At 45.5% G+C, this 15,266-nt stretch carries 16 protein-coding genes; 8 read left to right on the top strand and 8 right to left on the bottom strand.

Translation table 11 applies throughout. From position 1 onward, the window contains the following. Positions 1-2: 2 nt before the first annotated feature. Positions 3-722, bottom strand: coding sequence for a sterol desaturase family protein (locus tag ACOJS8_RS02275; protein WP_420146905.1), 720 nt, complete (start codon positions 720-722; stop codon positions 3-5). 69 nt (positions 723-791) lie between these two features. After that, positions 792-1,358: a Crp/Fnr family transcriptional regulator gene (locus ACOJS8_RS02270; protein ID WP_420146904.1), complete on the bottom strand. Its 567-nt coding sequence runs from the start codon at positions 1,356-1,358 to the stop codon at positions 792-794. Between the two features lie 80 nt (positions 1,359-1,438). Between ACOJS8_RS02270 and ACOJS8_RS02265 the strand changes: the two genes are divergently transcribed. The 5 genes from ACOJS8_RS02265 (at position 1,439) to ACOJS8_RS02245 (ending at position 4,415) form a co-directional block, all read left to right on the top strand. After that, on the top strand, positions 1,439-1,822 hold the full coding sequence (locus tag ACOJS8_RS02265; protein WP_420146903.1) for a DUF4870 domain-containing protein: 384 nt from the start codon (positions 1,439-1,441) through the stop codon (positions 1,820-1,822). A gap of 123 nt (positions 1,823-1,945) precedes the next feature. Next, on the top strand, positions 1,946-2,269 hold the full coding sequence (locus tag ACOJS8_RS02260; RefSeq protein ID WP_420146902.1) for a DUF3467 domain-containing protein: 324 nt from the start codon (positions 1,946-1,948) through the stop codon (positions 2,267-2,269). A gap of 166 nt (positions 2,270-2,435) precedes the next feature. Continuing rightward, on the top strand, positions 2,436-2,858 hold the full coding sequence (rpsL, locus tag ACOJS8_RS02255) for a 30S ribosomal protein S12 (RefSeq protein ID WP_171741633.1): 423 nt from the start codon (positions 2,436-2,438) through the stop codon (positions 2,856-2,858). A 130-nt stretch (positions 2,859-2,988) separates the two neighbouring features. Beyond that, positions 2,989-3,456: a 30S ribosomal protein S7 gene (gene rpsG, locus ACOJS8_RS02250; RefSeq protein ID WP_420146901.1), complete on the top strand. Its 468-nt coding sequence runs from the start codon at positions 2,989-2,991 to the stop codon at positions 3,454-3,456. An 89-nt stretch (positions 3,457-3,545) separates the two neighbouring features. Beyond that, entirely contained in the window at positions 3,546-4,415 is an 870-nt protein-coding gene (locus ACOJS8_RS02245; RefSeq protein WP_420146900.1) for an aldose 1-epimerase family protein, read from the top strand. A 54-nt stretch (positions 4,416-4,469) separates the two neighbouring features. Here ACOJS8_RS02245 and ACOJS8_RS02240 read toward each other — a convergent pair whose 3' ends face one another. The 5 genes from ACOJS8_RS02240 to ACOJS8_RS02220 all read right to left on the bottom strand — a co-directional run bounded on the left by ACOJS8_RS02240 (position 4,470) and on the right by ACOJS8_RS02220 (position 11,169). Then, a complete protein-coding gene (locus ACOJS8_RS02240; RefSeq protein ID WP_420146899.1) occupies positions 4,470-6,032 on the bottom strand; it encodes a hypothetical protein in 1,563 nt (520 codons plus the stop codon). A 314-nt stretch (positions 6,033-6,346) separates the two neighbouring features. Further along, positions 6,347-7,015 (bottom strand): OmpH family outer membrane protein, encoded by a 669-nt coding sequence (locus tag ACOJS8_RS02235; RefSeq protein ID WP_420146898.1) that lies wholly within the window; start codon positions 7,013-7,015, stop codon positions 6,347-6,349. Next, positions 7,012-7,605, bottom strand: coding sequence for an OmpH family outer membrane protein (locus tag ACOJS8_RS02230; protein WP_420146897.1), 594 nt, complete (start codon positions 7,603-7,605; stop codon positions 7,012-7,014). Before ACOJS8_RS02230 ends, ACOJS8_RS02235 begins: the two co-directional genes overlap by 4 nt. Before the next feature lie 116 nt (positions 7,606-7,721). Further along, positions 7,722-10,313, bottom strand: a complete 2,592-nt coding sequence (bamA, locus tag ACOJS8_RS02225) for an outer membrane protein assembly factor BamA (protein WP_420146896.1) — start codon at positions 10,311-10,313, stop codon at positions 7,722-7,724. A 118-nt stretch (positions 10,314-10,431) separates the two neighbouring features. Next, positions 10,432-11,169 carry an isoprenyl transferase gene (locus tag ACOJS8_RS02220; protein ID WP_420146895.1) on the bottom strand — a complete coding sequence of 246 codons (738 nt, stop codon included), beginning with the start codon at positions 11,167-11,169 and terminating at the stop codon, positions 10,432-10,434. Positions 11,170-11,393: 224 nt separating this feature from the next. On the opposite strand from ACOJS8_RS02220, the gene ACOJS8_RS02215 reads away from it, so the two are divergent. The 3 genes from ACOJS8_RS02215 to ACOJS8_RS02205 all read left to right on the top strand — a co-directional run bounded on the left by ACOJS8_RS02215 (position 11,394) and on the right by ACOJS8_RS02205 (position 14,378). Beyond that, positions 11,394-12,350: a fasciclin domain-containing protein gene (locus tag ACOJS8_RS02215; RefSeq protein ID WP_420146894.1), complete on the top strand. Its 957-nt coding sequence runs from the start codon at positions 11,394-11,396 to the stop codon at positions 12,348-12,350. Positions 12,351-12,443: 93 nt separating this feature from the next. After that, entirely contained in the window at positions 12,444-13,370 is a 927-nt protein-coding gene (locus ACOJS8_RS02210) for an FKBP-type peptidyl-prolyl cis-trans isomerase (protein WP_420146893.1), read from the top strand. A gap of 90 nt (positions 13,371-13,460) precedes the next feature. Then, entirely contained in the window at positions 13,461-14,378 is a 918-nt protein-coding gene (locus tag ACOJS8_RS02205; RefSeq protein WP_420146892.1) for an FKBP-type peptidyl-prolyl cis-trans isomerase, read from the top strand. Between the two features lie 61 nt (positions 14,379-14,439). On the opposite strand, the gene ACOJS8_RS02200 is transcribed toward ACOJS8_RS02205, so the two are convergent. Beyond that, the gene (locus ACOJS8_RS02200; RefSeq protein WP_420146891.1) at positions 14,440-15,234 is read right to left on the bottom strand and encodes a 3-hydroxyacyl-CoA dehydrogenase; all 795 of its coding nucleotides are present in this window, start codon (positions 15,232-15,234) and stop codon (positions 14,440-14,442) included. Positions 15,235-15,266: the final 32 nt, after the last annotated feature.

Here is a 15,266-nt window from a genome sequence, read left to right as displayed (position 1 = left end):
TTTTATTCCCGATGCACATCCTTAAACCGTAACATATCGCCTAATCGCTGCTCTTTCTCGTTATCAAACCCGCAGATCGACCTGAACTCTTTGGGGTTTCGATACGTCCCGAACAGCATATCCCACCAAACAATGTCGCCGTAGTTATGGCTGTGTTTTTCGTATTCATGGTGAATCCGATGCATTTCCGGGCGCTGAAAAATGTAGCCGACCCACTGGGGCGTTTTCACGTTGGTATGATAAAAGAATTCGCCCAACGCCGTACAGAGTGTATAGATCGCGCCAGCTTCCGCATTCAGTCCCAGCAACGTATAAACCAATAGACTGCCGATTATTGAATTAACCGTCATTTCGAGCGGATGCTTGTAGAAGGACGTAATGACCTCCAGGCGCTGCGGACTGTGGTGAATCTGATGAAAATGCGTCCATAGAAAATCAACCGTGTGCCGCCAGCGGTGCCACCAATAAAAGAGGAACGTAGCAATTACGTATGCGATGATTCCGCCTGCTACGTTGCTGAGATGAGCAGAAAGATGGAAAACGGAATAAGCTGAGAGCCATTTTTCCCAGGTAAAACCAGCTACCACCACCACAACTAGTTGGACAAAGTTGATGGCCAGCACGCGGATAGTCCAGGTTGGTACGCTGGGGAGTTTCCAGCCGGGAATCAATCGTTCGAGAAGAAAACAGAAGGCGAAAACGCTGAAGATGACAGGCAGCATAACGATCGGGTTTAGGTGAAATACTATCCCGAAGGAACGAGCGAATTTTGGCTAAAACATTGACGAATATCAATTTCGCTGGCCTCGCAAACGACTTAGCGTTTCGGCTGAAATTCCCAAATGCGACGCAATGTATTTGAGCGGCACGCGGCCGAAAATATCCGGAAAATCGGTAAGAAGTTGCTGGTAGCGTTCTGGGGCCGTTTGCATGCGCAGATTCTGGGAGCGCAGTTCACTCAATACGTAGTACTTTTCGGTAATCAGTCGCCCAATGGTGTTGAACTCAGGAAAATCCTGGTAAAGCTGCTGAAGCTGCACATAACTTATCGACCAGAGAATGCTCTCTTCCAGTAACTCAATGTATTCATAGGCCGGTTGACGCCTATAAAAGCTGGCGATAGAAATAATAAAATCATCCTCGCGCATAAACCACGAGGTTACTTCCCGCCCATCTTTGAGATAATATCCCCGTACTACGCCCTTTTCAACAAAATAAATACGATCCGAAACCTGACCCGGCTGGAGCAGCCACTGCTTTCGCGGGAACGTATCACAACGTAGTGCGTTTATCAAGGCGTTTCTCAGGCCATCGGAGAGAGGTTGCAACGTTTGAACTACGTTCAGTAAATATTCCATACCTGCGTCAATTTATTACGTTAACCTTGTGTTAATCAAAATTTTACGCCAATTTACCTTACAAAACACATCCGTCTTTTATGGAAAACCAACCTCCTCCTTACAACCCTGCTCCTATTCCGATGAGTGAGTCAGACGCTCGTATGTGGGCGATGCTGGCGCACTTAAGTGCCTTAAGTGGCTTGGTGACTGGCATTGGCAGTCTTGTAGCGCCTATTATTATTTGGCAAATTCAAAAAGACAAATCAGCGTTCGTTGATTATCACGGCAAAGAAGCAGTCAACTTTCAGATTACGATGGCCATTGCCTTCGCCATCTCTTTCCTGTTGATGTTCATTATAATCGGAGTATTCCTTATTTCTATAGTCGGCATAGTGTGGCTCATTTTCACTATTATTGCCGCCATAAAAGCCAATAATGGAGAATATTACCGCTATCCGTTAACCATCCGGTTCATCAAATAAGGTGAGCAAATAGATGGTTTGTTGTGTACTCTTCATTGTTGATACCTAAAATCAATCGATCAATCGGTAATTATTGCCCGCCAGTTGGTGTTGGTTAGCAGTAATTGCAAACGTTTTATTTGTATGAGTTCACAACAACAAAATGCTGAAGGCTCAATCGACGTTGAGTTGAGTGAAGAGATTGCCGAAGGTGTGTATGCCAATCTGGCAATGATTGCTCATTCCAACAGCGAATTTATTCTGGATTTTATTCGGCTGATGCCCGGTGTTCCTAAGGCCAAGGTAAAAGCCCGCATTATTCTGACTCCTGAACATACCAAGCGATTACTTGACGCTCTTCGCGAAAATATAAGCCGATATGAAGAAGCGTATGGCGGTATCAACGAACCTAATGATACGTTTCGATTTCCAGGTGGAGGGTTTAGTGGGCCTGTGGGACAGGCATAAATGTAGTTATAAAGTTATAGGGTTGTAAAGTTATTAGTTGGCTGACGCGACAGCAATCTGTGCATCAGCCAACTATATAACTTTACAACCCTATAACTTTATAACTTTTTTCGTATCTTTGCACCTCAAAATTCGGGAAGACTGTTTTTTTGTAAACAAAATTCAAATGCCTACTATACAACAACTAGTGCGTAAAGGCCGCGAGAAGCTTGAATTCAAGTCGAAATCGCCCGCTCTTGACGCCTGCCCACAACGTCGGGGCGTGTGCACACGGGTGTACACCACGACACCGAAGAAGCCAAACTCGGCTCTTCGTAAAGTTGCCCGAGTTCGTTTAACGAACGGCCGGGAAGTGAACGCCTATATTCCGGGCGAAGGTCATAACTTACAGGAACACTCAATTGTACTGATCCGCGGTGGTCGTGTAAAAGACTTACCAGGGGTACGTTATCACATTGTTCGGGGTGCGCTCGATACGGCTGGTGTAAACGGTCGTCTGCAAAGCCGCTCGAAATACGGTGCTAAGCGTCCGAAACCAGGTCAGGCTCCTGCAGGTAAAGGCGCTCCGGCAAAAGGTAAAAAGAAGTAATATAATTTAGATTTATGATTGCGGATATAGGATGTAACAATCGAAATCGACAATTATAAATCATTAATCAAATCAGAACTGGACGTTGGAAGGGCTTCGTTCAGAGTAAGATCAAAAATCTGAAGCAAACATGAGAAAGGCGAAACCGCCCAAGCGTTACGTATTACCGGATCCTAAATTTAAAGAGATCCTCGTAACCAAATTTGTAAATAACTTGATGTACGAAGGCAAAAAGAGCCTGGCGTACTCCATTTTCTATGACGCGCTCGACGTAGTGTCAAAACGTACGAACGACAACGGTCTGGATACATGGAAAAAGGCATTGAATAACGTAATGCCATCAGTTGAAGTAAAAAGCCGTCGCGTCGGTGGAGCTACCTTCCAGGTACCAACCGAAGTACGGGCAGATCGGAAAGTTGCGGTAGGCATGAAATGGCTTATCCGATACGCTCGTTCGCGTGGTGAGAAAACAATGGTAGACCGGTTAGCAGCGGAGATCATCGCAGCCTCGAAAGGAGAAGGTGCCGCTGTGAAAAAGAAAGACGATACGCACCGTATGGCAGAAGCCAACAAGGCGTTCTCGCACTTCCGGTTCTAAACCAATTTTATGTGATGAGGCTACTCCCGATAGCCTCTAAATTTACAAAAGCCACCTAACATTAGGTGGCTTTTGTTATTTTTGGCGCTATGACTACTCTAGAAAACGACTTCCTGCGTGTTTCGATTCGTCCTAAAGGTGCAGAATTAACGTCCCTTCTTCATAAGCCGAGCGGTATTGAACACCTTTGGCAGGCAAACCCGACTGTATGGGGATGGCATGCACCTAACTTGTTTCCAGTTGTGGGTGGCTGCCTGAACAATCAGCTTTTAATTAACGGCAAAACATACCCTATCGAGCGTCACGGTTTTGCCCGTCAATCTTTTTTTGAAACAACGGAGTCGACATTAACCCACGCTATCCTCTCGCTACGTTCCAGCGCCGTAACGCGCGTACATTTTCCTTATAAATTTGAATTTCAAATTATCTACGAACTCGATGGCCCCCGCCTGAACGTTACGTATCGGGTTGTTAATACAGACGAGCAAACCGTTTTCTTTTCTGTGGGCGCTCATCCGGCCTTTGCCGTCCCTTTCTACGTGAATGAAAATTACGAGGACTACTTTATTGAGTTTGAGAAAGAAGAGCCACTGGAAACCCATATGCTCTCGTCGGGAGGCTATTTTACGGGAGAAACGAAAGTTATATCGACAGAAGGAACCAACCTACCTCTAACGAAACATTTATTCGATCAGGATGCGCTCGTCTTTAAGAATCTGGCTTCTCGACGCGTAGCCATTCGAAGCAATCGGCACGACCATGCTGTTGTAGTTAACTATGCGGCATTTTCCTACTTAGGTTTATGGGCGAAGCCGGGAGCTGATTTCGTGTGTATTGAGCCCTGGTTAGGTTGTGCTGATAGTGAAGGAAGCCCTAAACCAATCGAGCAAAAAGAAGCAATCCAGCAAGTAGAGGCCGGAGATGTATTTGAAGCCTCGTTTTCAATTGAAGTAAGTTAGGAGATAAATTAACGTCGATCGGTATAGAACATATACCGATCGATTGTTGTCAGACTACTGCGTCTCTTCTAATGGCGTAAAATCTTTAAACGTACGCTTAATAGCTTTATCGGTTGCTTCTTTTTTGCTTTGCCAGTTCGCATCCAGTTCCAGCGCAACCAGGCCGCTGAGGCTCATTACATTCCGAAATTCATCCATTTTTTTAATGAATTCGTTGCTACGTCGAGCCGACTTTAATGAGAATTCGCGGGCAAATATGTCACCCTTGTTTTGCAATTCGGCTTTTTTACCCAATACGTAGTTATAGCGATCCAGTAAGTCTTTCATGGACTTACCGATAACTTCGGTTGCTTCGAGCGTCCCCATGGTCAGAACAGCCGTACCGCCAACAGCCGAAATTAATCGTTGTGAATCGGGATTTCCATTTGTAATAGCAGGTGATACACCGGTTATTGCGCCCAATGAGGCATTAGCGACTGAGCGATTACGTTTACCGCCTTTCGCTTTTTTATAATCACGTTTAAGCTGCTCTTCTTTTTCGCCTAACTGTTCTACCAAACCCCAGGCCTGCACTAGTAGCTGACGATACTGAACGTAATAATATCGGTCTTTTTCAGCTTCGTTCACGGCATTCAGTATTGTGAATGATATACGGCGCTCAGCCCGGTTCTGCGACTTGTCCAAGACATAAAAGGTTACCTGAGCACGTAATGAATCATACGGATCTTTTACGAAATCATAGCCTGGCTGCCAGATAAATTCATATTGGTTATTTGTATTTTTAACGAGGGCACTTTTTGGAATTTGCTGATTATCAGACAGAAACCCAAACGTTGATACGTCATCTTCTCCATTCTGATCACTCAGGTAAAATTTCAGATTTAACGTCGCATTCTCTTTCAGCTTGTAGTATTTCTCATCTGGAATAACTGTAATTTCAGGCGGCAGGTCCATCTGTGTGACCTCCACCTTTAAGCGCCCTTTCGTACGGGTTTTAGCAGGCTGGTCTTCTACCCAGAATTCAATATACTGAGGTGTCTGCTTTACTTTATTAAACTGATTTTGCGATAACGTCCAGGTAAACTCCCCTTGCGAAGACAGTTTACTTCCTTCCGGCATTTGGTCGGCGATGGGAATAAACACAATTGGATCACTGTCATCATCGTGAGCTTCCAGCTTATAGGTATTCTGCGTACGATAACTAACGTAGAAAGGCCGCAATTCACCTATTACGGGTGGTCGGTTCACATGCGTTACCTTAAAATCGATGGTATGTGTTGCTGTCTGACCACGCTGGTTACGAACTTCAAAACGCACTGGATATACTTTTGATGTCTGAATTCGGTCGGCTAAATCAAATCCGGGCGTCCAGCTAAAATGACCCAGTGAATCAAGACGCATACCCTCGGGCTTATCCGAACCAAAAGAGAACCGTAACGTATCAGTCGATGGCGCCGTAGTTTTCAGATCAATCTGTACAGTACTGCCTTCAGGGATAACGTTCCAGTTGGTGTGCGTAGGAAATATAAATTGTATTGGCTTAGAATCCTGCGCATAGGTGCTAATAACAGAAAAAGTTAAAAGCATCCATACTAGTATACCGACAGTTCGGTTCATAAGCGACATCAGGAGGTGGTCTGTTTTGAAAAACGTAAAATTAATGCCGAACATTTTGTAAGATTAAATCTATCTGACTGTTTTGATATTTTTCTGAGAAAAAATCCGGTAGTATCTGTATATAATTATGTTTTTCTAAGATTAGCGCTGTCTTTTATAATTTACTTTGTTAATGATGGTATTTACTTAAGTTAGCCAATACCCTGAATACATACTGACTTATTGTTGGTATTTAGCTTTAAGCGCAAAAGAAAAAAAAGTCGCTTCCTGGCTTCAGGAAGCGACTGTACAGAAACCATTTTATATCTGGTTACTTATTTTTTAGGCGTTGCTGCGCTCGTAGAAGCTGGCTTGGTAGCGGCTGGCGTGCTACCACCCGTGGCAGCAGGTTTATTAGCTGCGGCTGCTTTAGCAGGATCAATACCCAACTTTTTCAATACTAGCTCGGTAATATTGTTTTCTTCAGGTGCTACCAGCAAAATTGGGATGGTATTAGCACCAGCATCCAGATTGAATACGTACTGATAGCCACTCTCTTTGGCAACAGCATCAATCGCTTTCTGGATTTTTTGCACCACTGGATTTACCAACTGCTGGTATTTCGCCTGCAGCGATTGTTCAGCCGTCCGGCCAAACTCCTGAATGCGGGCCTGGAGACCCTGCAATTCCGTTTCCCGATCTTTACGGATTACATCCGACATCTGGGCGGCTCCTTTTTCGTAGGCACCGTACTTATCCTCCAACTCCTTCTGCATCCGTTTCAGTTCGTTTTCCGACTGCGTACGCTGAATAGTTAACTGGTTTTGGATGTCTTTCGCTTCAGGAGTTTGCGACAGAACGTAATCAATGTTCGTATAGCCTAACTTCAGGGGGCCAGCTGCTGCGGTAGTCGTAGCAGGTGCTGCAGTTGGGGCTTGTGCCTGTGCGTTTAAACCGCCCATAAGTAAGGCTGCTGCAAACGCCATGACGAGATTTTTCTTCATTTCGGATTAATTGTTTGTATTACTTGATTTGTGGTTGATTTATTTGTTGGATTACCATTTGTGGCTGTTGGTTTAGTCTCCAGTCCCAATTCTTCCATTACATAGTCGGAATAATCGTGTCTGGGATTTGTGTAGATCATTGTAAAGTCAGATGCTTTGTCGAAAATAAAATCAAGTTTCCTCTGAAGGGCGACTTTTTCTACGGCCCGATTGACTATATCCATCGGGACCTTCATCAACTCTTTCTTTTTTTCGTACAAAAGCCCCTGATAACCGAATACTTTGTTGTTGTACTCACGCGCTTCCCGTTCTCTGTCACTGATCGCACGCTGGCGATCACGCTTCATGTCTTCGGTCAATAGAATTTCTTCAGCCTGGTACGCTTTTTGCAATTTGTCAATTTCAACGTACTTGTCCTGAATATCTTTCGACCATTTGTCGGCAAATTTGTCGATCTCAGTTAATGCCTTCTGATATTCAGGCATCTTACTCAGTATGAACTCCGTATCTACATACCCAAACTTCTGCGCCTGCGCAGGAATCGTTAGCCAAACGGAGGACAAAAGTACGAAAAATAAGGCTTTTTTCATTGCGTGGCCCGTCATTTTTGCAGGAAGTGATTGATTTTCAGGAACGGTAGAAGAAGCCTACAAGAATTTCGGGCTCATATAGACTTCTTCATTAAAACGTTTACCGCCCTTAAATCTTATCTGATCTGTTGTCCAATTGTGAAGTGGAACTGGCCTGATGCTTTGTCTTTTACACCTGGAATTGTATCGAAGCCGTAACCGTAGTCAATACCGATCAAACCAAAGGCTGGCATAAAGATACGGGCACCAAAGCCCATCGAGCGTTTCAGGTCAAATGGATTATATTGTTTATAGCTTCCCCAGTTATTTCCGGCTTCCAAAAAGGTCAACACGAAGATGGTCGCCGATGGATTCAGTGAAACCGGGTAGCGTAATTCAGCAACGAATTTGTTGTAAACGACGCCCCCCTGGCTACGCGTAGTAGCATCAGACACACGGTTGTAATCAGCAGTATAGACGCTACGATCGTCGTAGCCGCGCAAACCAATAATATCCTGTGCCAGCGCAAATTGTCCCTGACCTGCCAGACCAGAGCCGCCCAGTACAAACCGTTCAAAAGGACCGATGTTGGTGCGTTTGTTATAACTACCCAGAAAACCCATGTGCGCGCGTGCATTCAACACCAGCTTACCGAATACTGTCTGAAACCAACTCGCGTCGAACATCCATTTGTGATATTCAACCCATTTGTACCGCTCTTCTGGCTTTGTCGTTTCCGTAGTCGTTTTAAACGCCGAATAAGGTGGTGTAAAGGAGCCGCTCAGCGAGAAAGACGATCCATTACGTGGAAACTGCGGATTGTCAATACTGTTACGTGCTAAAGTCGTATTGAACGTAATGTTGTTCGAGATACCGTCTTTATAACCAATGTAAAACAAATCAAGGTTATTCAGGTCATAGCGTTGATACGTCAGTGAGTTTGTCAGCGAGAAATAATCGTCAGGGACTTTTAACTGACGACCTAATCCAATTGTCACCGCGGTATTTGTGTAGGAGCCAGTAGGCGTACGTCCTTTCAAGCTCTGATAAATACTGTATGGGTTCAGCGGATCATAAAAGGTCTTGTAAACCGTATGGCTGGCACTTACTGATAATGCGTTTGGTTTGCGCCCACCCAACCAGGGCTCGGTAAACGACAGCGAATACACCTGATACTGACTTCCGTTAGCCTGGAAACGTAGCTGTACCCGTTGACCATCGCCTGCAGGAAGGGGCTTCCAGGCACCAAGATTGGGAATGTTACGTGCCGAGAAGTTATTAAACGTGAGACCGAGGGTTCCGACGAAGCCTACGTAACCACCCCAGCCACCCGATAATTCAATCTGGTCTGATGGCTTCTCTTCAACCGAATACTCAATATCTACCGTACCGTCGTTTTGAGGCACTGGGTTGATACCAATTTTTTCAGGGTCAAAATAACCAATGGTAGCCAATTCGCGCTGGGTACGTATTAAGGCCGTTTTGCTAAATTTCTGCCCTGGTAGCGTGCGTATAGTACGCATCACTACGTGGTCGCTGGTTTTGGTATTGCCGTTCAGGATGACTCGATTGATTGTTGCTTGCTTTCCTTCAGAAATCCGTATTTCCAGGTCGATCGAATCACCTTCTACAGCTCGCTCAATCGGCTGGGCATTATAATAGAGGTAACCATCGTCCATATAAAGTGAACTAAGATCCTGACCAGGGTTACCGTTCATTCGCTTCTCCAGATCTTCCGGATTGTAAACGTCTCCTTTGGTAATACCCAATACTTGCCGAAGTTGCTCTGTTTTGTACAGGTAATTGCCCGAAAAGTCGACGTTACGATAGAAATATTTGCGGCCCTCGTTCAGTTTTATATTCAGACTAATCGTCCGGCCACCGTTATTGATTATCGTATCGTGCTCAATGGCGGCATCCCGGTAACCAAGTTTGTTATAATACTCGACTAGCTTCTGCTTGTCTTCTTCGTATTTTTTCGGCACAAATTTAGAAGGTGTAAACAGTCGCCCGAAGCGCATTTCTTTCGTGCCCTTCATTTTCATACGTACCGCCGACTCATCCACTTCTTCAAGGCCGTCAAAATTGATTTTAGCAATTTTGATTTTCTGCCCTTTATCGACTGATACACGCATCGTAGCATTGTTACGGGCACTGTCGGGTATAGTTGTAATTTTAACTTTCGTATTAAGATATCCTTTATCGACAAAGAATTTGCGGACGGCCATCTGGGTGTTTTTCGTAATCGTGTTCGTTACAATTTTACCCAGATTGAGCTTTACTTTATCTTTCAGATTATCCTGCTCACCTTTTTTTACACCGACGAAATTAACCCGGTATAAACGAGGCCGCTCCTGTGCATGGAATGTAAGACTTACTTTTCCTTCTCCGGCATGCGTGGCAAACAGTTCAACGTTATCCAGAAGACCCGATTCCATCAGTTTACGTACTGATGAGCCAATTGCTTCGCCCGGAATACGAATTTTATCCCCCACTTTCAGTCCTGCCAGCGATACCAGTGAGTTTGGGTCAAGGTAGCGGGTACCCGTCATGGTCAAGCCCGCAATTTCGTACTCTTTAGGACTGGCGTAATTTAACAAATCGTCACTACCGGCTGGCGTTTCGGTGGGCACCCCTACTCCAACGCGTACCTGCGCCCGCAGTTGGGCTGGTACAAAACTGATGAGCAGACAAATTGCTCCCAATATGACTTTTATACGGTGTTCCAAGTGCTGTTACGTATTATGTTGTTGATTGTCAGGATTCATTTAGAGAGATTAAGGTTGTAATGAGCGTAACTATTTAACAACGTATCGCTCATTAGCACCTTTGGGCTGAATCCTCTTTTCATTTGACTAATTGTTCACTGGTTTTTCCAAACCGGCGTTCGCGTTGCTGATAGTTCAGAATGGCTTCGTGTAAATGATTCTTGCGGAAATCGGGCCAGAGCACTTCGGGCATATAAAACTCAGCATACGCCAACTGCCATAGCATAAAATTGCTGATACGCATCTCGCCACTGGTCCGTATCATGAGCTCAGGCTCAGGCATACCACCTGTAGCCAGGTGCTGGCTAAATACCGACTCATCGATCTGATCGGGGGTAAGTTCCCCGTCCCGTACTTTCATAGACAGTTGGCGGGTTGCCTCCAGAATATCCCATCGACCACTGTAACTGAGGGCCAAAACAAGTGTCAGCCCCGTGTTGCTCTGTGTCTCGCGCATAGCTTCCGCTAGTTCGCGCTGGCAATCGCTGGGTAAACTTTGGGTATGACCAATCGTTGTCAGCCGTACGTTATTATCCATTAACGTTTTGATTTCACCCCGGATGGTATGCACCAGCAATGTCATCAATGCATCTACTTCAAACTTCGGGCGATTCCAATTTTCCGTCGAAAACGCATACAGTGTCAGATACTTCACACCTAACTCGGCGCATCCTTCCGTCACCTCTCTCACAGCCTTAATCGCATTTCGGTGACCAAATACCCGAGCCGCTCCCTGCCGCTTGGCCCAGCGTCCGTTTCCATCCATGATAACGGCTATATGCTGAGGCAGATTGCTCGGGTCAATGTGTTCCTTCATCCCAGTAGGGGAGTTTTAACAAGAATTAACAAGACCGCGAAGATACGCAAATTTAGTCGGTAAGTAGGTACAACTGAGTTGGATTCCGTACTAAAGGTTAGATATAGTCAGAGCAGTTCGCCAGCGGAACATCATTGCGTTTTACATCTTGTATCTTTGCCCACTGGAATCATAAATTAACCTTACGTTACGTTTTGAGGGTATACCTCAATTTATTACGTTGTATGATGGCTTTTCTTTCGCGGCTTCCGGGCTGGATTTTTATACTTGTTTTACCGCTGCTGGTAGTATTGGGGTGTACAAAGAACGATAATAAGGTGGCAGCCCCCCCAACTATTCCGGATCGAATTCTGGAAGATAGCCAGTTAAGCTTATTTCGGGCAGCCGTTGCCTATGCAGACGTAAGCGATGCCTTAAAAGGCGGCAATCTGACCCTATTTGCTCCAACTGACTCGGCTTTTCAGGCATCGGGCCTTGCTGGCGCAGGGGCCCTTACTTCCATGTCAAGAGAACAGGTGCGGTCGTTGGTTCTTTATCATGTTTTATATGGCTCGGTGGCATCGGCCCCGATTCCTTCGGGCTGTAATCCAGTGGAGACCGTTAGTAAAGGCATTGCCTTTGTCAACAAAAGCAGCGATGGCACTACGTACATCAACAACGCCAGATTGATACAAACCGACCTGGCTTTAGCGAACGGCTACATTCATAAAATTAACCGTGTACTGACACCCGCCACCGGCGATTTGTTAACAGCTCTCCAGAGCAACCCAAATCTGACGTTTTTATCAGCAGCCATTAAACGTATCAGCAGTAATACCACTTTATTAGCTACGCTGAAAAATGCGCTCTCTACAGCTAACGTAACGATATTTGCTCCAAATGACGATGCTTTTAAAGCCGATAGCCGCTATAACAACCTAAGTGCTATCGAATCGGCAGATCCGCAGACACTGGCCAATATTCTGTTATACCACGTTACGTCGGGCGTATTGTTTTCTAATCAACTTCAGACAGGATCACTCACATCATTATATAGCGGCAATAGATTTTCAGTGACGGTTACGTCAGGACAAGTAACCGTTAAAGGCAACAAAAACGCAACAGCCGCTACGATTAAACAGGCTGATCTGACGGCCAATAATGGTGTGATCCACGTAGTTGATAAGCTATTGCAGCCCTGACTTATTTATTCGACAGCGTTAGTATTCAAACCATTTGCCACCGTTAAAGGTCTCTAATCGTAACTTCAGTAACGATCAGCTTACTCTATTTTCATGCACAAGCTTCATTTGATTGCCTTCTTACTGCTTGTTAGCGGGATGATCTCCTGCCAGACCGATATTGATGCTGATGCTAAAATCCAACTGGACAAAGAAAGCGCCGATATATCGACATATGCGAGCAGCAAAGGGCTTTCAGGCAATACAACATCTTCGGGGCTTTACTACGTTATCAACAAAACCGATTCGTCAACAACGGTAAAACCAGCTTATGGAACAGAGCTTGAGTTTAATTATAAGATGTATGTGCTGCTTGGACCGAGCAATACCACCGCTGTAAGTGGTGTTACGGATCGGCTCGTCGATTCAACGTATGCCGATTCCGCTGCCGTTTTTTACCCGTTTTTTGAAAATTCGCTGAGGAAGGGACTGGAAGAAGGGCTTCTGCTGATGAACGAAGGCGACAGTGCTACGTTCCTGATGCCTTCTACATTAGCATTTGGCAACGTAAAGTTTGATACTTACAATATTCCCGCTAATTCGCCGGTTCGGTATGATGTGAAGCTGCATCGGGTACGTACTGAAGATCAACAGATTAACGATTATATTGCCATCAATAAGCTAGTCCCAACCGAAACCACGTCAAGTGGTCTGCGTTTCATTAAGACGGTTAGTAATTCATCAGGCGCTACCCCAACAGCGAATCAGACGTTAACAATTAATTACAAAGGCAAACTTTTACGTACCGTATCCGCTTTTGATAGTACGACCACAGGAACGTATTCAACCTCTCTAGGAAAGTCGCCGTTGGCTGGATTTAATGAGGGATTGGCTAAGCTTAAAGTAGGAGAAAAAGCGACTCTGATTTTCCCATCCAGCTTGGGGTATAAAACTACTGGCAACGTTAATAGCGATGGGACTTATATAGTCCCCCCCTATGCACCACTTCGATTTGATATAGAGTTGATATCAGCACAATAGGACATTAATCCCAAATTATTCCGTTCATATTCCAACGACCTGCCACATTAAAGGATCAATATGCGTATTACTAGTTGTTTCTCTATTTTCATGCATAAACTTCATCTATTCATTTTCAGCGCGTTAGTACTTGGTACGGTTACCGCTTGCACAAGCTCAATCGACCCTGGTGCCGACCCGAATGCCGTTTACCAGTCAAATCTGGCCGATATTAATACCTACGCAACCAGCAAAGGACTTTCAGGTAGCTCAACCAATACGGGCTTATATTATGCGTTAACTAAACCTGGTGCTTCATCGGCTGTTGCGGCCGCTGTAGGCCAGGAAGTTGAGTTTAATTACACAATGTATGTGCTGTCGCGAAGTGGTAGTGGCGTAACAGAAAAGAAACTGGATTCACTCTATACGACAACCCCCGTTTATTACCTGTTATCTCCTTATTCAACTCAATCAAGCTTTGTTCCCTTATTACCCGGCTTGCAGGAAGGTTTATTAAAAATGCGGGAAGGTGACCAGGCTACGCTTTTGCTCCCGTCAATCCTGGCATTCGGCGACCAGGTCAGCGCCAACGGCCAAATTCCGGCTAATTCGCCTATTCGGTTCGATGTAACGCTAAAACGAGCCCGGACAGAAGATCAGCAGATTAATGAATACATGACAACCAATCAGTTAACGCCCACTGAAGTTACGACCACCGGCTTACGTTTCATTAAAACGGTTAGCAACCCGACGGGCGCTTCCCCAACGGCTAATCAGACCCTTGTCGTGAAATACAAAGGAAAGTTATTACGGTCTGCTTCTGCCTTCGACAGCACGGGCACGGGCTCTGCTAACTTTACACTCGGCAGGTCTATAGCTGGTTTTGACGAAGGGCTGAAAAAACTCAAAGTAGGTGAAAAAGCAACAATTATTCTTCCGTCAGCGATTGGTTATGGGCAAACTGGCTATCAAATAATTCCGCCTTATGCACCGCTACGATTTGATATAGAATTGGTTTCTGTGCAATAGGATCTCACAGTCATACAAAAAAGAGTCGCCCGGTTGAGCGACTCTTTTTTGTATATATTCCTTACTTCGGAGCCATACGTATCGCGCCATCGAGTCGGATTACTTCTCCATTCAGCATTGGATTTTCGATGATGCTTTTAGCCAGCATGGCGTATTCTGCTGGTCTACCCAAACGTGATGGGAAAGGAACCTGCTGCCCCAACGACAAGCGAGCCTCTTCGGGCAACCCGGCGAGCAAAGGCGTTTCGAACAAGCCCGGTGCAATGGTCATCACACGAATACCCGATCGGGCAAGGTCGCGGGCGATGGGCAAGGTCATTCCAACAATTCCCCCTTTCGATGCCGAATACGCTGCCTGCCCAATCTGCCCGTCGTAAGCCGCTACGGATGCTGTGTTTATAATTACCCCGCGCTCACCTTCGAATGATCCATCGCCACGGTTGGGGTCATTGTGTTCCATAGCCAGCGCTGCCAATCGAATTACGTTGAACGTACCAATGAGGTTTATCGACACCACTTTTTGAAAAACCGCCAGCGAATGCGCTCCGTAAACGCCATCGACTTTCCCAACTGTTTTTCGGGCTTCAGCCACACCCGCACAATTGACGTTAATGTGCAGACCACCAAAAGTTTCAACGGCCAGATTGATAGCCGCCTGAACATCGGCCTCATCCGTTACGTTCGCTTTAACGAATCGAACGCTTGCGCCCAGCTCATCGGCCAGTACGGTGCCGCGCTCGTGGTTCATATCAAGAATCACTACGTTGGCGCCATTCGCCACTAACATCCGAGTGGTTGCTTCGCCCAATCCGGAAGCTCCTCCCGAAACAATAGCCGTTGAATTTGTAATTTGCATAGGTTAGGTTGGTTTACGTGCATCACGTAGCA

The organism is Spirosoma sp. (assembly GCF_048594605.1).
Taxonomy (GTDB): Bacteria; Bacteroidota; Bacteroidia; order Cytophagales; family Spirosomataceae; genus Spirosoma.
The sequence above is the reverse complement of the archived record's forward strand: the minus strand, read 5'-3'. Positions and strand labels throughout refer to the sequence as shown.

What these genes read in the sequence shown, in the direction of transcription:
- ACOJS8_RS02240 (WP_420146899.1), bottom strand. Translation starts at nt 6,032, where the DNA reads ATGAACCGAACTGTCGGTATACTAGTATGGATGCTTTTAACTTTTTCT.
- rpsG (WP_420146901.1), top strand. Translation starts at nt 2,989, where the DNA reads ATGAGAAAGGCGAAACCGCCCAAGCGTTACGTATTACCGGATCCTAAA.
- ACOJS8_RS02275 (WP_420146905.1), bottom strand. Translation starts at nt 722, where the DNA reads ATGCTGCCTGTCATCTTCAGCGTTTTCGCCTTCTGTTTTCTTCTCGAA.
- ACOJS8_RS02245 (WP_420146900.1), top strand. Translation starts at nt 3,546, where the DNA reads ATGACTACTCTAGAAAACGACTTCCTGCGTGTTTCGATTCGTCCTAAA.
- rpsL (WP_171741633.1), top strand. Translation starts at nt 2,436, where the DNA reads ATGCCTACTATACAACAACTAGTGCGTAAAGGCCGCGAGAAGCTTGAA.
- ACOJS8_RS02265 (WP_420146903.1), top strand. Translation starts at nt 1,439, where the DNA reads ATGGAAAACCAACCTCCTCCTTACAACCCTGCTCCTATTCCGATGAGT.
- ACOJS8_RS02210 (WP_420146893.1), top strand. Translation starts at nt 12,444, where the DNA reads ATGCACAAGCTTCATTTGATTGCCTTCTTACTGCTTGTTAGCGGGATG.
- ACOJS8_RS02230 (WP_420146897.1), bottom strand. Translation starts at nt 7,605, where the DNA reads ATGAAAAAAGCCTTATTTTTCGTACTTTTGTCCTCCGTTTGGCTAACG.
- ACOJS8_RS02260 (WP_420146902.1), top strand. Translation starts at nt 1,946, where the DNA reads ATGAGTTCACAACAACAAAATGCTGAAGGCTCAATCGACGTTGAGTTG.
- ACOJS8_RS02235 (WP_420146898.1), bottom strand. Translation starts at nt 7,015, where the DNA reads ATGAAGAAAAATCTCGTCATGGCGTTTGCAGCAGCCTTACTTATGGGC.
- ACOJS8_RS02220 (WP_420146895.1), bottom strand. Translation starts at nt 11,169, where the DNA reads ATGAAGGAACACATTGACCCGAGCAATCTGCCTCAGCATATAGCCGTT.
- ACOJS8_RS02200 (WP_420146891.1), bottom strand. Translation starts at nt 15,234, where the DNA reads ATGCAAATTACAAATTCAACGGCTATTGTTTCGGGAGGAGCTTCCGGA.
- ACOJS8_RS02205 (WP_420146892.1), top strand. Translation starts at nt 13,461, where the DNA reads ATGCATAAACTTCATCTATTCATTTTCAGCGCGTTAGTACTTGGTACG.
- ACOJS8_RS02215 (WP_420146894.1), top strand. Translation starts at nt 11,394, where the DNA reads ATGATGGCTTTTCTTTCGCGGCTTCCGGGCTGGATTTTTATACTTGTT.
- ACOJS8_RS02270 (WP_420146904.1), bottom strand. Translation starts at nt 1,358, where the DNA reads ATGGAATATTTACTGAACGTAGTTCAAACGTTGCAACCTCTCTCCGAT.